This window comes from Streptomyces sp. NPDC045287 (assembly GCF_056432325.1).
The window spans coordinates 206,630-224,344 of the sequence record NZ_JBWKJG010000005.1; the positions used below are offsets into that span (position 1 = coordinate 206,630).

A 17,715-nucleotide genomic window follows, 5' to 3' on the forward strand; every position below is an offset into this window, starting at 1 on the left:
CACCGACCCCGGGCAGACACCCGAGCCGACCGCCCCGACGAGGCAGGCGAACGCCAGCAGCACCGGTGTATCGGGCGGCGGAGGGACTGCGGGGCGTCGAGACGGCGGCACGGCGCGGCCCGGCGCCGGCCACCGGGCGTGGGGACGATGGACGATAAGGCCGCTCAGGTGCGCGAGACGTCTCCGGCTCGCGGGTGCCGACGCCGGTGACGCCGGGCTCGGCACAAGCGGGCCGCTTCCCTCCGCGCCGTCTCCCGGCATCGTGCCCACGGCGTCCTGTTGCTGAAGGCCGCCGGCGTCGCCTCCGCCGAGCTCCCGGGTACCGCGACCACTGGAAGTGGCCGGCCGCCCCCGTCCTCGACCCCGCTCGCTTCCGCACCCCGCCGGCCGCGCAGTACGTCGAGGAAGACCGCATCCGGACCATCTCCTGTGCAGCCACTCCCCCATCGCCGTGCTGACGAGTTGTGGGCGTCCGCGCGAAGGCGGGGCAGGGCGCGCTGCCCCTGCGGGCAGCGACCGTACCCCTGCGGCTCCTGCCCCGGCGTCGGCCCCGCGGCTAGCGTCCGGACGTGAGCCTTTGGACTTCTCTGGAACCCGCGTCGGCCACGGTGGACCCCGGTGGCACGACGACCGTACGCGTACGGTTGCGCAACACCGGGGACATCGTCGACGAGTACCGCTTCGAGCCCGTCGGCGACGTCGCCCCCTGGACGACGGTGGAGCCGCAGACCCTGCGCCTCTACCCCGGCACCACGGGCACGGTGGAGTTGACGTTCTCACCGCCGCGGACGCCCGACGCGGCGGCCGGACCGCATCCGTACGCCGTGCGCATCACGCCGACCGAGCACCCGGAGGCCACGACCGTCCCCGAGGGCAACCTGACGGTCACGCCGTTCACGGAGGTACGCGCGGAGCTGGTGCCGCCGACCGTGAAGGGGCGGCTGCGGGGGCGGCCGAAGCTGGCCATCGACAACCTCGGCAACACGAAGCTGACGGCGTCGGTCAGCGGCAGCGACAACGGCGACGACCTCTCGTACGACATCCACCCCTCCAACGTGCAGATCGAGCCCGGCCGCGCCGCGTTCGTGAACGCGACGCTCAAGCCCCGCGAGATCATCTGGTTCGGCTCGAAGCAGCAGCGGCCGTACACGCTGGCCGTGCAGCGGTCCGGGGTGACACCGCTGGACGTCGAAGGGACCTACGTCCAACGCGGGTTCCTCCCCGGCTGGCTCGCCACCTTCCTCGGCCTCCTCCTGGCACTCCTCATCACCTTCGTCATGCTCTGGATCGCCTACAAGCCCCAAGTGCGCAGCGCCGCCCTGGAGAAGCCGGTGGAGGCCGGTGCCTCCGTACTGCCGAACCCCACCCCGTCGGCCCCGGCCGCGAGCCCTCCGGTGGCGGGGGCCCCCACCCCGTCGGAGCTCCCCGAGGAGGAACCCCCGCCGCAGCCGAGCCAGGACGCGGGCGAGGAACCGGACACGTCGGGCTCGGCATCGGGCGGAGGGGACGAGGGCGGTTCGGGCGGCGCGCCCCAGCCGCCGGAGCCCGACGTGGTCGGTTCCCTGATCATCGGTCAGGGCTCGAACCGCTGCATCGACGTGCCGGACGCGCAGGACGGCATCGGCCGCGACGGCACCAAGCTCCACCTCTGGGACTGCTTGGGCAGCGCCAACCAGAAGTGGGAGTTCCAGGGCGACGGCACGGTCCGGGCGCTCGGCCTGTGCATGGACGTCGCCAACGGTTCCCGTGACGACGGGGCGCCCATCCAGCTGGCCCGGTGCAGCGGCAACCCGGCCCAGCAGTTCGTGCTGAGCGGCGCCGGCGACCTCGTGAACCCGCAGGCGGACAAGTGCGTGGACGCCGACGCCCACGGCACGGACAACGGGACGCGGCTCCTGCTGTGGACGTGCACCGGGCTGCCGAACCAGAAGTGGCGCGTGGAGTAGGCCGGGACACGCGCCCGTCGGGGCGGGGCGGGGGACGGCTACCAGCCGCCCTCGCCCGGCACCAGGCGTCCCGCCTTGCGGTACTCGCGGCGGGCGCCCTCCAGCAGGTCGGCCGTGGTGACCGGCCCGCCGCGGCCCGCGGCGGCGTACGCCGCCGTGACGACGGCGCTGCGGATCGATCCCCCGGCCAGCTCGAAGTCGCGCGCGCACGCCCCGGCGTCGGTGCCGTCCGCGCAGGGCACGCGTGCGAGGGCGTGCCGCCACAGGGCCAGCCGCTGCTCCGCGTCGGGGAACGGGAAGTCGATCACGAGGTCCAGGCGCCGGGTGAACGCCTCGTCGATGTTGGCCCGCAGGTTGGTGGTGAGCACGGCGATGCCGTCGAAGGACTCCAGCCGCTGGAGGAGGTAGGCGCTCTCCATGTTGGCGTAGCGGTCGTGCGCGTCCTTGACCTCGGAACGCTTGCCGAAGACGGAGTCGGCCTCGTCGAAGAGGAGGACGGCGTCGGTCCGGTCGGCCTCCGTGAAGATCCGCTCCAGGTTCTTCTCGGTCTCGCCCACGTACTTGTCGACGACGGACGACAGTTGGACCACGTAGAGGTCGAGCCCGAGTTCGGCGGCGACGACCTCCGCGGAGAGCGTCTTGCCGGTGCCGGACTCGCCGGCGAAGAGCCCCAGCACGCCGCGCCCCCGGCCGCCCCCGGCGCTGAGCCGCCAGTCCCCGAGGACCCGGTCGCGGTGGCGGGCGCGCAGGGCGAGCTCCCGCAGTTGGGCGCGGGGCCGCTCGGGCAGGACGAGGTCCTCCCAGCCGACGTCCGGGCGGATCCGGCGGGCGTGCCGCTCCAGCCCGGACGCGGACTGTCGGCGGGCGGCCAGCCGGACGTGGGCGGCGGTCAGCGGTGTGCCGTCGAACGCGGCGAGGTCCAGGGCGGCGCGCGCGGCCCGGGGGACGCGGTCCGCGCCGAGGCGGTACGGGGCGACCGTGGCCGCCAGGTCGAATCCGGCGTCCCCCGCCGCGTCGCCGAGCGCCGCCGCCCAGACCTCGGCGGCGCCCGCGGGCAGCCTCGGTGCGTCGAGGACCAGCGGGTCGCGGTCACACCACTGGGGGTCGTACGGTCCGGTGCCGGTGAACAGCACCGGCACGTCGTCCGCGGCCAGCGCCCCGAACAGCGGACCGGCCTCGGCCGGGAGCGGTGACACGACGAGCGCCCGGCCCTGCAGCCGGGCCTCGCGCAGCAGCGCGGCGAAGGGCTCCGCGCCGGTGTCGGGGCCGGGGGCGGTGAGGGCGGGCGTGTAGTGCAGGGCGTCGAGACCGGCCGCCGCCAGCGCCGCCGCGGCCCAGACGGGCCCGTCGCCCTCCCGGTGTTCACGCAGGTGGACGGTGAGCGGGCCGGCTGCCAGCCGGTCGGCGAGCCTGCGGGTGAACTCCTCGTCGTACGGGCCGGGGGGAGCCGCGAGCGGGCGTACGCGGCCGGCGAGCGCGGCGTCCGGGGTGTCGTCACCGAGGAGGTGGGCGACGAGCCGGTCGGGGACGCGCAGGGAGCGGCTCAGGAAAGGTCGTTCGGGCTCCTCGACCTCGACCAGCCCGAGGGCGGACAGCGGCGCCGCCGGGTGGAAGAGGCCCCGCGCCCGGGGCCGGTGCGCGGGGAGGCCGCAGAGGTCGAGGGCGAGCCCGATGGTGGCCCGGCGCCTGCTGACGTCGTCGTTGAGGTAGGCGTACAGCGGCTCGAAGTCCCGGTCGAGATCGGGCGCGAGGGCGATGAGCAGCAGTTCCGTCTCCAGCTCCCCGAGCCCGAGCCGCGCGGCGAGCCGTGCCGGCCGGTCCGGGGCGGAGGCGGAGGCGTCGAGGGAGCCCGGGGAGGCGCCGTGGGCGTCCCGCTCCGGGCCGTGTCGTCGCACGTCGGAGCCCAGTACGTGGCGTACGGCCTCCTCGGACAGGTACAGGCCGCGCAGGGGGTCCGTGGCCGTGGGATCGCCGGCGCCGCGGAACTCGACCAGCCGGGCGACCCGCTCGCGCAGCCGGGCCAGGCGGGTCAGGAGCGCGGCGGCCGGGTCCGGCTCCGGGTGGAGGGCGGGGCGGTCCGGCGCGGACCCGGCGGGGTGGGTGGAGGCGTACGTCGTCATCACCGCGACTTCCCGCTCGTGCGCCCGGCGTCCGGGAGACCGGTGCCCGGGAGACCGGCGTCGGCGCCGGGGGTGCCGGACGCCGGTGGCCGGTGCCGCCGCTCCGGCGAGCCTTCCAGGGTGCCGTCGATTCCGCGTACCCGCACCGCCGCGCCCTCGGTGACCGGCGGCCCGGCGTCGTACTCGGGGAACGCCGGGAAGGGTGCGGTCACCACCACGTCCAGGGACGGTTTGAGTTCGCCGCCGAGCGCGGACCAGATCTCGGCCAGCGACCGGGACTCGCTCTGGATCCCGGCGACGGTGAGGGGGACGGACAGCCCCAGCGCGCCCAGCGAGCCGGGCAGTTCCTCGGGGGGCAGGACCTCGCGGGGCAGCAGGGTCGCCAGCACCGCCGACAGCAGGCGGTGTTCGTCCTGGGGCTGCTTCGTCCAGGCGGTGACGAGGTACGACAACCGGAACCAGCGGGGCGGCTGGCGCCGCTTGAGGACCGCGCCGCGTTCGTCCCTGACCGGCATCGTGCCGCGCTGGCGGCGGGTGACGTCTTCGCGGATGTCGTACAAGTAGGCGTTGATGGCGGGGGCGTTGCGCCGGGCGGCCCAGTCGCGGGTCGGGGCCTCCAGGGAGACGTCGATGCCGGATCCGGCGAGTGCGCCGCCACCGAGCATCCCCTTGAGGACGTCGTCCACCTCATGGATCACAGAACGCGCTCCCGCCTCGCCGTGTACGTGCCGTCCCCCGTGCTGACGATTCTTCACCGCTCCGCGCCCTCTGCCGCAGGCGCTCCGGGGAAGGCGAAGGGGCGGACCCGTGGGGCCGCGCGGACCTCCGCGCCTGCCCCCGGGGGCTGCCCGCGCGGTCAGATGTAGCCCTCCCGCAGGGCGTAGGCCACGGCGTGGGCGCGGTTGCGGAGGTGCAGGCGGGTGGTCAGCCCGTGCATGACGTTCTTGACGGTGCGCTCGGAGTAGGAGAGCTTGCCCGCGATCTCGCCGGTGTCCAGGCCCTCCGCGACCAGCCGCAGGACGTCGACCTCGCGTGCCACGAGGCCCGAGGTGGGGGTGCCGGGGTGGCCCGCCGCGCAGCGCTGGAGCATCCCCACCTGGCTCATGAGACGGCCGAGGAGGTCGGCCGGGAGGTCGCCGTCACCGCGGGAGGCGGCGAGCACGGCCTGCAGCAGCCGGTGCGCGGTCGCTTCGTGGCGCCAGACGACGGCGCCGACCCCGCACTCGATGACGTCGAGGAGTTCGGCCTCGCGGACCGCGCTCACGACCAGGACGGCGCGGGCGCCCTCGCTGCGGACCAGCCTGCGCAACTGGGTGAGCATGGGCTCGTCCGGCGTCTCACCGATCAGGACCACCACGGTCCCGGGCCTGACCTCCGTTCCCTCACGGAGCTCGACCATCGGGTGCTGGCGGAGCTGACTGACCGCGCCGGCCCGGGAGATGGGATCCGCGGTGTGGACGACGACCGGTATCCGGCGCTCCGGGTCGGCTCCGCCGACCTCCATGGTCCGCGATGAACTACGCACTCGGATTACCCCCCATATCGGCGTGCCCGCGTCGTGGCGCGGCCTGCCGAACGCAGGCACAAAAGGACTGCGCCTACCCATCAATGGTCTGTTCAATCGTAGGGTCGGGCCGGGCGCCCCAAACAGCCGAACACGCCGCGCCCACAGCGGAACGCCGTCGAAGTGTCCGAAAAAGACCGGGCGTTCGGCTCGATCACGGGGTCGGGCGCCGGGGCCGCAGGGGCTGGGCGCCGGCTCCGCCTCCGGAGCGTTTTTGCTGTTCAGAGGGTTCGCATGCCCGGTCCGACCGGGCCGTGGAGGCCGTCCGCACACCGTGCGGAAGACCGACCGCCTTGGGAGCGCTCCCACCAGGGGTCGTCCGAATGTCGATGCCGGCCGCGCCGAGCCGGGGGCACTCCCGTCCCGGTGCCGGAACCAGGCCGCGAGCACGTGGGGACGGAGCACCGGACGGCAGGACGGGGGGCGTCGGACCGCCCCGGTCCGCGGGACGCCCGAGGTCGTCCCGCTGCACGGGTCACGGCAGCGGGGGCCGACCGCGCCCGCGGACCGCTCACCCGCGCCCGACCGGGGCGGAAGGCCGCGGCCACCGGGCGGGGGCCCGGGTACGGGGTCCGGGGGAACACCGCGCCCGGTCCCACGGGCCCCGGCGCTCAGGACTCGGGGCTCGGGCCCCGGTGCTCAGGGCTCAGGGCGGGGGTCGACGCCCCTGACGCGGCGGGCCGGGGCGGGGTGGCCGCGTCAGCGGCGTGTCAGTCCCGCTCAGGATCGTGGAGGCGACACACAGGACGCGGGGCCTTGGGGGCAGGAAGATGTGGACACAGTGCGTCGAGCCGCGGCCGTTCGCAGACCGGCGGCTGATCTGTTTTCCCCATGCCGGCGGCTCGCCCTACTTCTTCCGGGCCTGGGGCAAGGCGCTCACGGGGTTCGAGGTCCACGCGGTGTGCTATCCGGGCCGTGCCGAACGCATCGCGGAGCCGCCCGCCACGGAGCTCGCCGCGATGGCGGGTGACATCGCCGCGTCGCTGCGCCCGTGGATGGGCGGCCGGCCCACCGTGTTCTTCGGTCACAGCATGGGGGCGATCGTCGCGTACGAGGTGGTGGGGGCGCTGGAGGACGAGGGCGTCCGGGTGGCGCACTTCGTCGCCTCGGGCGCCCGGGCGCCGCACCTGTTGCGGCCGGCTCCCGACGCGGCCACCGCCTGGGACGACGAGTCGATCGTGAAGACGCTCGTGGAACTGGGCGGCACGGACGCCGAACTGCTGCACAACCCGGGCTTCGTGAAGCTGGTCATGCCCTACATCGGCGCCGACTTCCGCATGCTGGCCTCGTACCGGTCGAACAGGAGCACACCGCTGCGGTGCCCCGTCACCGCGCTGGTCGGGGACCGCGACCCCCGGGTCGGGGTCGAGGACGTCGCCGCGTGGCGGGACCGGACGCGGGGGCCGTTCCGGTACCGGACGCTCCCGGGCGACCACTTCTACCTGGCCGCGGAGCCGCCCTACGCGGTCATCGACGGGGCGCCGGCCGGGAGCTGAGCGCACCGGCCCGGTCCCGGTACATCTCGGCGAGGAGGAACGCCAGGTCCAGCGACTGGGTGTGGTTCAGGCGCGGGTCGCAGGCCGTCTCGTAGCGGTGGTGCAGGTTCTCGGGCAGCACCGGGTTGCCGCCCCCGACGCATTCGGTGACGTCGTCGCCGGTGAGTTCGACGTGCACGCCGCCCGGATGGGTGCCCAGTTCCCGGTGGACCTCCACGAAGCCGCGCACCTCGTCGAGGATCGTGTCGAAGCCGCGGGTCTTGTGGCCGCTGGGCGCCGTGACGGTGTTGCCGTGCATCGGGTCGCTGACCCAGCAGACCAGGGCGCCCTCGGCGGTGACCTTCTCGATCAGGTCGGGCAGCACGTCACGGACGCGGTCGGCGCCGGCGCGGACCACGAAGGTCAGCCGGCCGGGTTCGCGCCGCGGATCGAGCCGGTCGACGAGGCCGAGCACGGTGTCGGGGGTGGTGGTCGGGCCGAGCTTGACGGCGACGGGGTTGTGCACGCGGGAGAAATACTCGACGTGGGCGCCGTCGAGGTCGCGGGTCCGCTCGCCGATCCACAACAGGTGGCCGCTGGTGGCGTAGGCGCGGCCGGTGTCCGGCTCGGCGCGGGTCAGGGCCGATTCGTAGTCCAGCAGCAGCCCCTCGTGGCCGACGAAGAACTCGGCCGTCCCCAGCTCGCCGGTGTCCACGCCGCACGCCCGCATGAAGGCGAGGCTGCGGCCGATCTCGTCCGTGAGCTCCTCGTAGCGCTCGCCGGCCCGCGAGTCCGCGACGAAGCCCCGGTTCCAGGCGTGCACCTGCCGCAGGTCGGCGAAACCGCCGGTGGTGAGGGCCCGTACCAGGTTGAGGGTCATGGTGGAGCTCTCGTACATCCGCCGCATGCGCCACGGGTCGGGGCGCCGTGCCTCGGCCGTGAACTCCGGACCGTTGACGGCGTCGCCCCGGTAGGAGGGCAGTTCCGTGCCGTCGCGCCTCTCGACCGGCGACGAACGGGGCTTGGCGTACTGGCCCGCCATCCGACCGATCTTGACGACGGGCAGGGCGGTGGCGTGCGTGAGGACGACGGCCATCTGGAGCAGGGTCCGGAGCTTGCCGCGCATCGCGTCGGCGGTGACCCGCTCGAAGGTCTCGGCGCAGTCACCGCCCTGGAGGAGGACCGCCTCCCCCCGGGCGACCGCCGCCATGCGGCGGCGCAACAGGTCGCACTCGGCGGCGAGGACCAGCGGGGGCGCGGCGGACAGCCACCCGGTCACGGCGCGCAGTTCCGCCCGGTTCGGCCACCGCGGCTGCTGGGCCGCGGGGAAATCCCGCCAGGATTCGGTGGGTGAATTCATCGTTCCCGGTTCCCTTCACTGTTTCTGATCGCCGAGTGGAAACACGGATCAGCTCAGTGCAACCGGCGCACGGGGTCAAGGGCTCGGCCAAGTGGTCCGCACGAAAGGCGATTGATTGGTCTGGCACGGCCGCCACACCCGCTGTTTTGCTGATCGCACTGTTTTCGAGGGGAGTTCACCATGCGAAGAGCGGAACACATCGCGGTGCGGGTCACCGCGACCCGATTGCCCCACCACGATTCCCTTGACGTGTACGAGCGGCTGCGCGCCGCTCGCGGGGAGGAGGACGTCTTCCTCTTCGAGAGCGTGGACGGCGCCGAACCCGACCGCCGGTGGGCCGTGGTCGGGTTCGGGCGCCTGGCGGAGATCCGGGTGTTCGACGGTCACGTCGAGATCGACGGCGCCCCCGGCGTGGTGGGAGCCCTGGTGCCGGCCGCCGAGGAGGCGGGCCTGCGGCCCGAAGGGGCGGCGCCGGGCGGGTCGGGGCACCGGCTCGGCCTGCCCGGTGACGGCGGCCGGGTGTGGGAGCTGCTGGCGCGGGCACAGGGGTTGTTCGACGTCGACACGGACGTCCCCGCCACGTCGTACGCCTTCGGGTTCCTGACCTCGTTCGCGTACGAGTCGGTCTGGCACATGGAGGCGCTGCCCGCCCGGACCAAGGCCCCGAACGGACCCGACATCACGCTCACGCTGTTCCGGGACACCGTCTGGTACGACCTGACGACGGGTGAGGTCCGGCTGTTGCGCGCCGAGAGCGCCGCGTTCCCGCGGCGGGCCGACGGCGCCGTGGGCGCGGTCGTGGCGATGGCCCGCGAAGCGGCCCGGGAGCGGGCCGACGGGCGCCGGGCGGCCGTTCCCGAGGCGTCCGCCCCGCTGTCGGTGAGCGACAGCGTCAGCCGCGAGACGTTCTTGGAGTGGGCCGACACCTGTCTGGAGCACATCAGGGTCGGTGACATCTACCAGATCCAGATCGGCCACCGCATCGACGTGACGACGACGCTGACGCCCGTCGACGTGTACCGGCGGCTGCGCGCCCGCAACCCCTCCCCGTACATGTACCTGATGCCCCGGGCGGGCAACACGCTGATCGGCGCCAGCCCGGAGCTGTTCTTCCGGATCGAGGGCGACGAGATCCTGATGCGCCCGATCGCGGGGACCGCACGGCGCGGCGCGGACGAGGAGGAGAACCAGCGGCGCGTGAAGGAGATGCGCGAGAGCGTCAAGGAGCAGGCCGAGCACGTCATGCTCGTCGATCTGTGCCGCAACGACATCGGCCGGGTGAGCCGGCCCAGCACCCAGCCGGTGGACCGGCTGATGGCGGTGGAGAGCTACTCCCACGTCTTCCACTTGGTCTCGACGGTGTCCGGCCGGCTGGAGGAGGGCGTCGACACCTGGCGGGCGGTACGCGCGACGTTCCCGGCGGGGACGATGACGGGCGCGCCGAAGGTGCGGGCCATGGAGATCATCGACGGCTTGGAGCGGGAGCGGCGCGGGAGCTACGCGGGGGCGGTCGGGCTGGCCGACGTGCGCGGGTGGAGCGAGTTCGCGTTGTGCATCCGCACGGTCGAGTACGACGGGACGACGTACTCGACGCAGAGCTCGGCGGGCATGGTGGCCCAGTCGGAGCCGGAGGCGGAGTGGCGCGAGACGCTGGCGAAGATGGGGGCCGCCCACTGGGCGCTGACCGGTGAGGAGCTGCTGCCGTGAGCGAGCCGAGGATCCTGCTGATCGACGCGTACGACAGCTTCGTCCACATCATCGACCAGTACCTGCGCACCCTGGGCGCCCGGACCGAGGTGGTGCGGTCCCTGACCCGCTCCCCGGAGGCGTTGGCCGCCTCCCGGCCCGACGCGGTGGTCCTCGGGCCCGGGCCCGGGCATCCCGCCGAGTCCGGCCACGTCGAGCTGGTGCACCGGTTCGCCGGGCGGGTGCCGCTGCTCGGGGTGTGCCTGGGCCACCAGGCGATCGCCCTGGCCCACGGCGGGCGGATCGAGGTGGCCGACCAGGTGATGCACGGGCGGACCAGTACGGTGCGGCACGACGGGGCAGGGCTGTTCACGGGGCTGGGCCACACGCTGGAGGCCACCCGGTACCACTCGCTGGTGGTCGCCGAGCCGCTGCCGGACTCCCTGGTGACCACGGCCGTCGCCGTTGACCACGGCTATGTGATGGGCCTGCGGCACCGCACGCTGCCCATCGAGGGCGTGCAGTTCCACCCGGAGAGCATCATGACGACCGGCGGGCTGACCATGATGGAGAACTTCCTGGCGACGGCCCGCGGCAGGGGCGCGACGGCGGCCCTCAGCGGAGGCGGCACGCCTCGCTGAGGGCCCGAACGGCCTCCGTCACCCCGGAGCGCGGCAGGTGCGCGTGGCCCACCACCAGGGCGGGCGCGTCCCACCGGGGGCGGACGTGGAAGGCGGCGGCGCCGCGCACCACGACCGAGCGGCGCGGCGCCGCGGCCACGAGCGCCGCCTCGTCGGTGTGGCGGGGCAACGTGACGTAGGCGTGCAGGCCCGCCGCCCGGCCGATGACCGAGGCGCCCGGCAGGAACCGGCGCACCGCTTCCTCCAGGGTGTCGCGGCGGTCACGGCAGCGGGCGTTGAGGCGGCGCAGGTGGCGGTCGAACAGTCCGCTGCGCAGCAGTTCGGCGAAGGCCGACTGGGTGAGGCTCTCGGTGCCGAGGTCGTGGCGGGCGCGGGCGCGCAGCAGCCGTGCGAGCAGGTCCGGGGGCGCTGCCAGCCAGCCCAGGCGCAGCCCGGGGGCGAGCGACTTGCTGGCCGTGCCCGCGTACACGACGTGGTCGGGGGCGAGGCGCTGGAGGGCGAGGGGGCGCGGGCCGCGCTCGTACCACAGGCCGCCGTCGTAGTCGTCCTCGACGACCAGGCCGCCGGTGTCGCGCGCCCAGCGGACGAGCGCCTCGCGGCGGTGCGCGGAGAGGGCGGCGCCGGTGGGGAACTGGTGCGCGGGGGTGACCAGGACCGCGCGCACCCCGGTCGCGGCGAGCGCCTCGACGTCGATGCCCTCCTCGTCGACCGGGACGGGCACGGGGCGCAGCCCGGTCTCCCGGACGAACTGCCGCTGGCCGGGGTGGCCCGGGTCCTCGATGCCGATGGCGTCGACGCCGTCCTGGCGCAGCACGGTGCACAGCAGTCCCAGCGCCTGCGAGAACCCGGCGACGACCATGACCTGGTCGGCGGTCGCGCACACGCCGCGCGCCCGGCCGAGGTAGTGGGCGAGTTCGACGCGCAGGCCCGGTTCGCCGGCGAGCGGGGGGTAGCCGTGGTCGGCGGGGGCCGCGGACTGGAGGGCGCGCTGGTAGCAGCCGAGCCATTCGCGGCGCGGGAAGGCGGGCAGGTTGCGGCCGCCGGTGCGCAGGTCCCAGCGGACGGCGGGCACATGGCCCTCGTCCAGCAGCGTCGGTACGACGGACGGCGCGGCGTCGATGTGGGCGACGACCCGGGTGCCGGCGCCCTGGGTGGCCTCCAGGTAGCCCTCGGCGACGAGTTGGCCGTACGCCTCCACGACGACGCTGCGCGAGACGTCCAGGTCGCGGGCGAGCCTGCGGCTGGACGGCAGGCGGGTGCCGGGATGGAGGATTCCCTCGGAGATCTGCCTCTTGATGAAGCTCTGGATCTGGGCGGTCAGGGATTTCCCGGAATCTCTGACGACCTCGACGGCCATGTGCAGGGCCATGGGCCCTTCCCCCTTCGAATTGGACCGTAATTCTCGACGGACAGTGGTCTGGTGGGTGCTCGTCGTCATGCGGAGACTGGACGGAGAAATTCCCTCAGGTGCCGTCCAAGGAGAATTCGCGTGACCGCCGAACCGCAGGTTTCCCCGAGCTGGCCGGAATTGCTGAACGCGCTGCTGGAGCGCAGGAATCTGTCCGCCGACGACACCGACTGGGCGATGGACGAAGTGATGTCTGGCGCCGCCGGGCCGGTGCGGCTGGCCGGGCTGCTGGTGGCGCTGCGCGCCAAGGGCGAGACCGTCGAGGAGATCGAGGGCCTGGTACGGGCCATGGGGCGGCACGCCGTACCGCTCGTCGTGCCCGGGCCGGCGGTGGACATCGTGGGGACCGGCGGGGACGGTTCCCACAGCGTCAACATCTCCACGATGTCGGCCGTCGTGGCGGCCGGGGCCGGGGCGCGGGTGGTGAAGCACGGCAACCGGTCCGCGTCGTCGGCGTGCGGATCGGCGGACGTGCTGGAGGAGTTGGGCGTGGCGCTGAGCCTCCCCCCGGCCGACGTCGCGGAGGTGGCGGAGGAGGCCGGCATCACGTTCTGCTTCGCGCCGGAGTTCCACCCGGCGATGCGGCACGCGGCCGGGCCGCGCCGGGAGCTCGGCGTGCGCACGGTCTTCAACGCGCTGGGGCCGCTGGTCAACCCGGCTTCCCCGGCGGCCCTCGCGCTGGGCGTGGCGGACGCGCGGCTGGCGCCCCTGCTGGCGGGCGTGCTGGCGCGGCGAGGAGTTTCGGCGTTGGTGTTCCGGGGCGACGACGGCATGGACGAGCTGACGGTCACCACGACCTCCACGGTCTGGTCGGTGAGCGGTTCGGCGGTGCGCACGGAGGTGTTCGACCCGCGGGACCTCGGCATGGCGCTCGCGCGCCCGGACGCCCTGCGGGGCGGCGACCGGGTCCACAACGCCCGCGTGGCCCGCGAGGTCCTCGCCGGCGCACGCGGCCCGGTCAGGGACGCGGTCCTCCTGTCCGCCGCGGCGGGCCTCGCGGCGCTCGCCCCGCCGGACGGGCGGGGCGCCGGCCCGGTCACCGAGCGGCTGGCGGCCGGTGTCGAACGGGCCGCCGAATCCATCGACTCGGGTGCGGCGGCCGCGGTCCTGGAACGGTGGGCCGCCCTCACGACGAAGCGGTCGGAGGCGGTCGGGGTGGCGGGCTGAAGGACGGGTGCGGGTGCCGGTGGGCCCCCCGCCGGCCGGGCTCGGCCCCGGAACGGCGGTCCGACCGGGCAGGCGGGCGCGTACGGGGACGGTGGTGGGCGGGCGGGGCGGGCCGCCCGGGGGCGGGACCCGCACGGGGCCGCCCCGGCGCGCGGGGCCCCGGGCGGCGGGCCGCCCCGGTGCGCGGGCCCCCGCCGGCGGGGGTTCCGGCGCCGGGCCGCCCGCCCCGGCGTCAGCGCACGCCGAGGACCGGGCGGGTGGCGGTGAGGAGGGCGGCGAGCGTGGCACGGGGATCGGGGCCCGTGACGAGGGCTTCGCCGACCAGGACCGCGTCGGCACCGGCCATCGCGTACCCGGCGACATCGACCGGGCCGCGCACCCCCGACTCGGCGACCTTGACGACGCCGCCCGGGAGGTACGGCGCCACCCGCGCGAACGTCCCCCGGTCCACGTCCAGGGTCCGCAGGTCGCGCGCGTTGACGCCGACCACCCGGGCCCCGGCGGCGGCGGCCCGCTCCGCCTCCGCCTCGTCGTGCACCTCCACGAGCGGCGTCAGGCCGATCTCCACGGCCAGCGCCACGAGGTCGGCCAACCGGGGCTGGTCCAGCGCGGCGACGATCAGCAGCGCCAGGTCGGCACCGTGCGCCCGGGCCTCCCAGAGCTGGTAGGCACCGACGATGAAGTCCTTGCGCAGCACGGGGACGGAGACCCGCGCCCGGACCGCGTCCAGGTCGTCCAGCGAACCGCCGAAGCGGCGCCGTTCCGTCAGGACGCTGATCGCGGCGGCGCCACCGGCCGCGTACTCGGCCGCGAGGGCCGCCGGGTCGGCGATCTCGGCGAGCGCGCCCCTGGAGGGGCTGGCCCGCTTCACCTCGGCGATGACCGCGGGTCCCTCCCCCGCGCGCAGCAGGGCGGCGCAGTCCACCGGGGGGCCGGCAGCGACCGCCCGTTCGCGCAGTGCCGCCTCCGGCACCTTCTTCCGGCGTACCGCCAGATCGGCACGCACTCCTTCGACGATCTCGTCGAGAACGCTCATCGTGTCTCCCCCGACCGGTTGGTTGAGGACCGACCCTAGGGAGGCGGCCAGGGCTCGACCACCTCCTTAAGGGCCCGGCGAAAAACCCTGGTGGCGGCGGTGATCGGGGCGTGACCGGCATCAGCCCGCCGTCAGCGCGCTTCGGCACGCTGGCACGTGCCGTACGTCCGCGACCAGTCAGGAGAGCGCCATGGGGATCGACCCGAGCCGGATCGCCGGCGTCAACGCACACGAGACCGCGTTCCTCTACGAGGAGATCTTCGTCCGCCGGGCCTACCTCCCCGACGGGATGACCCTCCCGCCGGACGCCGTGGTCTTCGACGTGGGGGCGAACATCGGGCTCTACTCGCTGTTCGTGCGCACGGTGTGCCCGGACGCCACGATCCACGCCTTCGAGCCGCTGCCGCCGGTCTTCGAGAAGCTGGAGCGGAACATGGCCGCGTACGGCGTGCCGGCGAAGCTCCACCGGTGCGCGCTGTCCGACGCCGACGGCGAGGCGGACTTCACCTTCTACCCCGGCTACACGACGATGTCGGCGCGCTCCTCGCACGCCGAGACCGCGGCGGACCGGGAGTTCGTCAAGCGCCAGGTGCTGGACGAGCCGGCCGCCGCGGAACTGGGCGAGGACGTGGACCTGCTGGACGAGATGCTGGCGTTCCAGTTCCGGGAGGTGCCGTACGTGTGCCCGATCCGGCGGCTGTCGGACGTGATCGCGGAGGAGGGCGTGGACCGCGTCGACATGCTGAAGGTGGACGTCCAGCGGGCCGAGGTCGAGGTGCTGCGCGGGGTGGACGAGGCGCACTGGCCGCTGATCCGGCGGATCGCGCTGGAGGTGCACGACGAGCCGGGCACCGCCACGGAGGGCCGGCTGGACGTACTGTGCGGCGAACTGCGCGACCGGGGGTTCACGGTCGCCCCGCTCGGGGACGACGGCCTGGTGGAGTCGGGCCGCTACGCGGTCTTCGCCTCCCGCCGCCCCTGACGACGCCGTACGGCGGGCCCGGTCGCGGTGACCTGGCCCGCCGTACGCGACACCGGCGCGTGTCACGTCATCGAGACGACGACCTTGCGGGGTCCCGTGTACGCCTCCCGCCCGTGCAGCACCGACATGTTGGCGACGATCATGATGTCGCCGCGCCGCCACGGTTCGACGAGCCTGTTGCGCCGCGCGGCCGCGCGCACCTCGGCGAGGTCCTCCTCCGGGATGGGCGTGCCGTCGCCGTAGGTCACCCAGTGCGGCAGGTCGTCGACGTCGTCGATCAGCGACAGCAGCGTCTCGCCCTCGTCGCCGGGCAGGTTCGACGGGTGCCACTGGTCGGCCTGGTTGAACCAGACGCCCCGGCCGCTGAGCGGGTTCGTGCGGATGCCCGGGCGGTGCTGGCTGACGCGCAGGCCGCCCTCGGCGGTCCACCGGTACTCCGCCTCCGACGCCTCCAGGAACTCCTCGACCACACCGCGGTCGCCGGTTTCGAAGGTGTCCTGCCACGACTTGCCGAGCCCCAACCCGCCGTGCAGGTGCTGCCGGTAGACGACCCCCGACTCGAAGCGCTCCCTGACCTTCGGGTCGAGGTCCTCCAGCAGGGCGTGGCCGTCGCAGACCGGGGTGGCCCCGCCGGTCTCCGGCGCCACCAGGCAGCAGAAGAACAGCCGGCTGGGCCAGCGGTGGGCGTAGGACAGCTCGTTGTGCAGCGAGATGTCGAAGCGCGCCGGGTACTCGGTCGACGTGAACACGCCGTCGGAGACCGTCACGCGCGGGGTGTTCCCGCCCCGGTAGCTGCCGATCAGCGGGTCGCCGAAGACGGTGACGGCCCGGTGGAACTCGTCGGCGTCCGCCACACCGGGCCCGCGCAGCATCACCGCGCCGCACGCGGCCAGCAGCTCCTCCACCCGGTGGCGGACCTCGCCCAGCGTGCCGGCGTCCCACGACTCGACGCGCCCCTCGATGTGCAGGACGGCGAGGGTGGTGCCGCCCTTCGTCCGCCTCTCCTCCCGCATGCCGGCCACCCCCATGTCACCCCGTCACCTTCCCCGCCGCGGCCGGCGTCGCCGGTTCGGCGGTGAGGGCGACGGGCAGTCCGCTGTACCCGTGCACGAAGTTGGAGTAGAGGCGCTGCGGCGGGCCCTGGAGCCGGATGCCCGAGACCATGGTGCGCAGCGCGTCGACCATGGCGTTCACGTGGACCCGGCCGAGGAAGGCCCCGAGGCAGAAGTGCGGCCCGTGTCCGAACGCCACGTGCTTGTTGGGGGTGCGGCCGATGTCGAAGCGGTACGGGTCGTCGAAGACGTCCTCGTCGAAGTTGGCCGAGCTGTTCCACAGGGTGACGACGTCCCCGGCTCGGATCACCTGGTCGCGGAGGGGTACGTCGACGAGGGCGCGGCGTCCGAAGTGCATGGCGGGGGTGGTCCAGCGCAGCACCTCCTCGGTGGCGCTGTCGACGGAGACCTCGCCGTCCTTGAGCCTGCGCCATTCCCCGGGGTGCTCGGAGAACGCGATGAGGCCACCGATGGAGGACATGCGGCTCGATTCGTCACCGCCGAGGATGAGGCTGTAGCAGTTGAAGACGACCTCCTCCTCCGACAGCGGCTCGCCGTCGACGGTGGCGGTGGCGAGGGCGCTGATGACGTCGTCGCCGGGGTTGCGGCGACGTTCGGCGGCCAGTTCGGAGAAGTAGAGCAGGATTTCGTTCCGGGCCACCACCTCGTCCAGCGTGCTGTCCTCGGAGCTGTGCCGGGACAGGGTCCGGGTGTTCCACTCGACGAGCTGTTCGCGGTCGGCGGCGGGGACGTCCATGAGGTCGCCGATCGTGTTGATCGGGATGTGGTCGGCGACGTCGGTGACGAAGTCCATCTCGCCGCGTTCCAGGGCCTGGGCGACGAGTTCCCGGGTGCGGCGGTGGACGCCGGCGACGACGGGTTCCAGGACGCGCGGCGAGAACGACTTGAGCATCACGTTGCGGATCTCGGCGTGGCGCGGCCCGTCGGTGACGGCGAGCATCTTGCGGGAGGCGGAGTCCCCGCCCTGGAGCAGGGTGGCCAGCACGTTGCCCTGCTCGGAGGTGAACTGCTGGTTGTCCCGGTAGAGGGTGACGACGTCGGCGTACCTGGAAACGGCCCAGAAGCCGGGGACCGGGGTGTCGGTCGCGTGCCAGTGGACGGGGCTCTCGGCACGGAACCGGCGCCACAGGACGTGCGGATCGGTGTCGAGGAACGTCTGCGGGTCGGTGAGGTCGTACGCGCCGAGCGGGGGTGGCGGTGGGGTGCCGGTCGCGCCCGCGGGCGCGGGCTGGTGCGTGGTCATGGCTGGTTTCCTCC

Annotated in this window: 14 protein-coding genes; 6 read left to right on the top strand and 8 right to left on the bottom strand. The window is 74.1% G+C overall.

Annotated features, from left to right (window positions below):
* Positions 1–569 precede the first annotated feature (569 nt).
* Positions 570–1,946: a ricin-type beta-trefoil lectin domain protein gene (locus tag AC07D6_RS11270; protein ID WP_315880043.1), complete on the top strand. Its 1,377-nt coding sequence runs from the start codon at positions 570–572 to the stop codon at positions 1,944–1,946.
* Between the two features lie 38 nt (positions 1,947–1,984).
* Here AC07D6_RS11270 and AC07D6_RS11275 read toward each other — a convergent pair whose 3' ends face one another.
* From AC07D6_RS11275 to AC07D6_RS11285, 3 genes are all read right to left on the bottom strand, one after another.
* Positions 1,985–4,066: an AAA family ATPase gene (locus tag AC07D6_RS11275; protein WP_479043443.1), complete on the bottom strand. Its 2,082-nt coding sequence runs from the start codon at positions 4,064–4,066 to the stop codon at positions 1,985–1,987.
* Positions 4,066–4,764 (bottom strand): Pvc16 family protein, encoded by a 699-nt coding sequence (locus tag AC07D6_RS11280; protein ID WP_479043445.1) that lies wholly within the window; start codon positions 4,762–4,764, stop codon positions 4,066–4,068. Before AC07D6_RS11280 ends, AC07D6_RS11275 begins: the two co-directional genes overlap by 1 nt.
* Before the next feature lie 158 nt (positions 4,765–4,922).
* The gene (locus AC07D6_RS11285; RefSeq protein ID WP_315880052.1) at positions 4,923–5,570 is read right to left on the bottom strand and encodes a helix-turn-helix transcriptional regulator; all 648 of its coding nucleotides are present in this window, start codon (positions 5,568–5,570) and stop codon (positions 4,923–4,925) included.
* A gap of 830 nt (positions 5,571–6,400) precedes the next feature.
* On the opposite strand from AC07D6_RS11285, the gene AC07D6_RS11290 reads away from it, so the two are divergent.
* The gene (locus tag AC07D6_RS11290; RefSeq protein WP_479043446.1) at positions 6,401–7,126 is read left to right on the top strand and encodes a thioesterase II family protein; all 726 of its coding nucleotides are present in this window, start codon (positions 6,401–6,403) and stop codon (positions 7,124–7,126) included.
* Here the strand turns inward: AC07D6_RS11290 and AC07D6_RS11295 are convergent.
* Entirely contained in the window at positions 7,098–8,465 is a 1,368-nt protein-coding gene (locus AC07D6_RS11295) for a class II 3-deoxy-7-phosphoheptulonate synthase (protein ID WP_479043447.1), read from the bottom strand. The genes AC07D6_RS11290 and AC07D6_RS11295 overlap by 29 nt on opposite strands.
* Before the next feature lie 180 nt (positions 8,466–8,645).
* Here AC07D6_RS11295 and AC07D6_RS11300 point away from each other — a divergent pair, with 180 nt between their 5' ends.
* On the top strand, positions 8,646–10,172 hold the full coding sequence (locus tag AC07D6_RS11300) for an anthranilate synthase component I family protein (protein ID WP_479043448.1): 1,527 nt from the start codon (positions 8,646–8,648) through the stop codon (positions 10,170–10,172).
* Entirely contained in the window at positions 10,169–10,792 is a 624-nt protein-coding gene (locus AC07D6_RS11305) for an anthranilate synthase component II (RefSeq protein ID WP_315880037.1), read from the top strand. Before AC07D6_RS11300 ends, AC07D6_RS11305 begins: the two co-directional genes overlap by 4 nt.
* Here AC07D6_RS11305 and pdxR read toward each other — a convergent pair.
* Positions 10,767–12,161, bottom strand: coding sequence for a MocR-like pyridoxine biosynthesis transcription factor PdxR (pdxR, locus tag AC07D6_RS11310; RefSeq protein ID WP_479043449.1), 1,395 nt, complete (start codon positions 12,159–12,161; stop codon positions 10,767–10,769). The genes AC07D6_RS11305 and pdxR overlap by 26 nt on opposite strands.
* A 120-nt stretch (positions 12,162–12,281) precedes the next feature.
* Here pdxR and trpD point away from each other — a divergent pair, with 120 nt between their 5' ends.
* Positions 12,282–13,367 carry an anthranilate phosphoribosyltransferase gene (gene trpD / locus AC07D6_RS11315; protein ID WP_479043450.1) on the top strand — a complete coding sequence of 362 codons (1,086 nt, stop codon included), beginning with the start codon at positions 12,282–12,284 and terminating at the stop codon, positions 13,365–13,367.
* Positions 13,368–13,599: 232 nt separating this feature from the next.
* Here the strand turns inward: trpD and trpC are convergent, their stop codons facing one another.
* Complete coding sequence (trpC, locus tag AC07D6_RS11320) at positions 13,600–14,403, bottom strand: indole-3-glycerol phosphate synthase TrpC (protein WP_479043451.1); 804 nt, start codon at positions 14,401–14,403, stop codon at positions 13,600–13,602.
* Between the two features lie 190 nt (positions 14,404–14,593).
* On the opposite strand from trpC, the gene AC07D6_RS11325 reads away from it, so the two are divergent.
* Positions 14,594–15,385: an FkbM family methyltransferase gene (locus AC07D6_RS11325; RefSeq protein ID WP_479043452.1), complete on the top strand. Its 792-nt coding sequence runs from the start codon at positions 14,594–14,596 to the stop codon at positions 15,383–15,385.
* Between the two features lie 62 nt (positions 15,386–15,447).
* Here the strand turns inward: AC07D6_RS11325 and AC07D6_RS11330 are convergent, their stop codons facing one another.
* Positions 15,448–16,413 carry a TauD/TfdA family dioxygenase gene (locus AC07D6_RS11330; protein WP_479043453.1) on the bottom strand — a complete coding sequence of 322 codons (966 nt, stop codon included), beginning with the start codon at positions 16,411–16,413 and terminating at the stop codon, positions 15,448–15,450.
* Position 16,414: 1 nt separating this feature from the next.
* Complete coding sequence (locus tag AC07D6_RS11335; RefSeq protein WP_479043454.1) at positions 16,415–17,701, bottom strand: cytochrome P450; 1,287 nt, start codon at positions 17,699–17,701, stop codon at positions 16,415–16,417.
* Between the last annotated feature and the right edge of the window lie 14 nt (positions 17,702–17,715).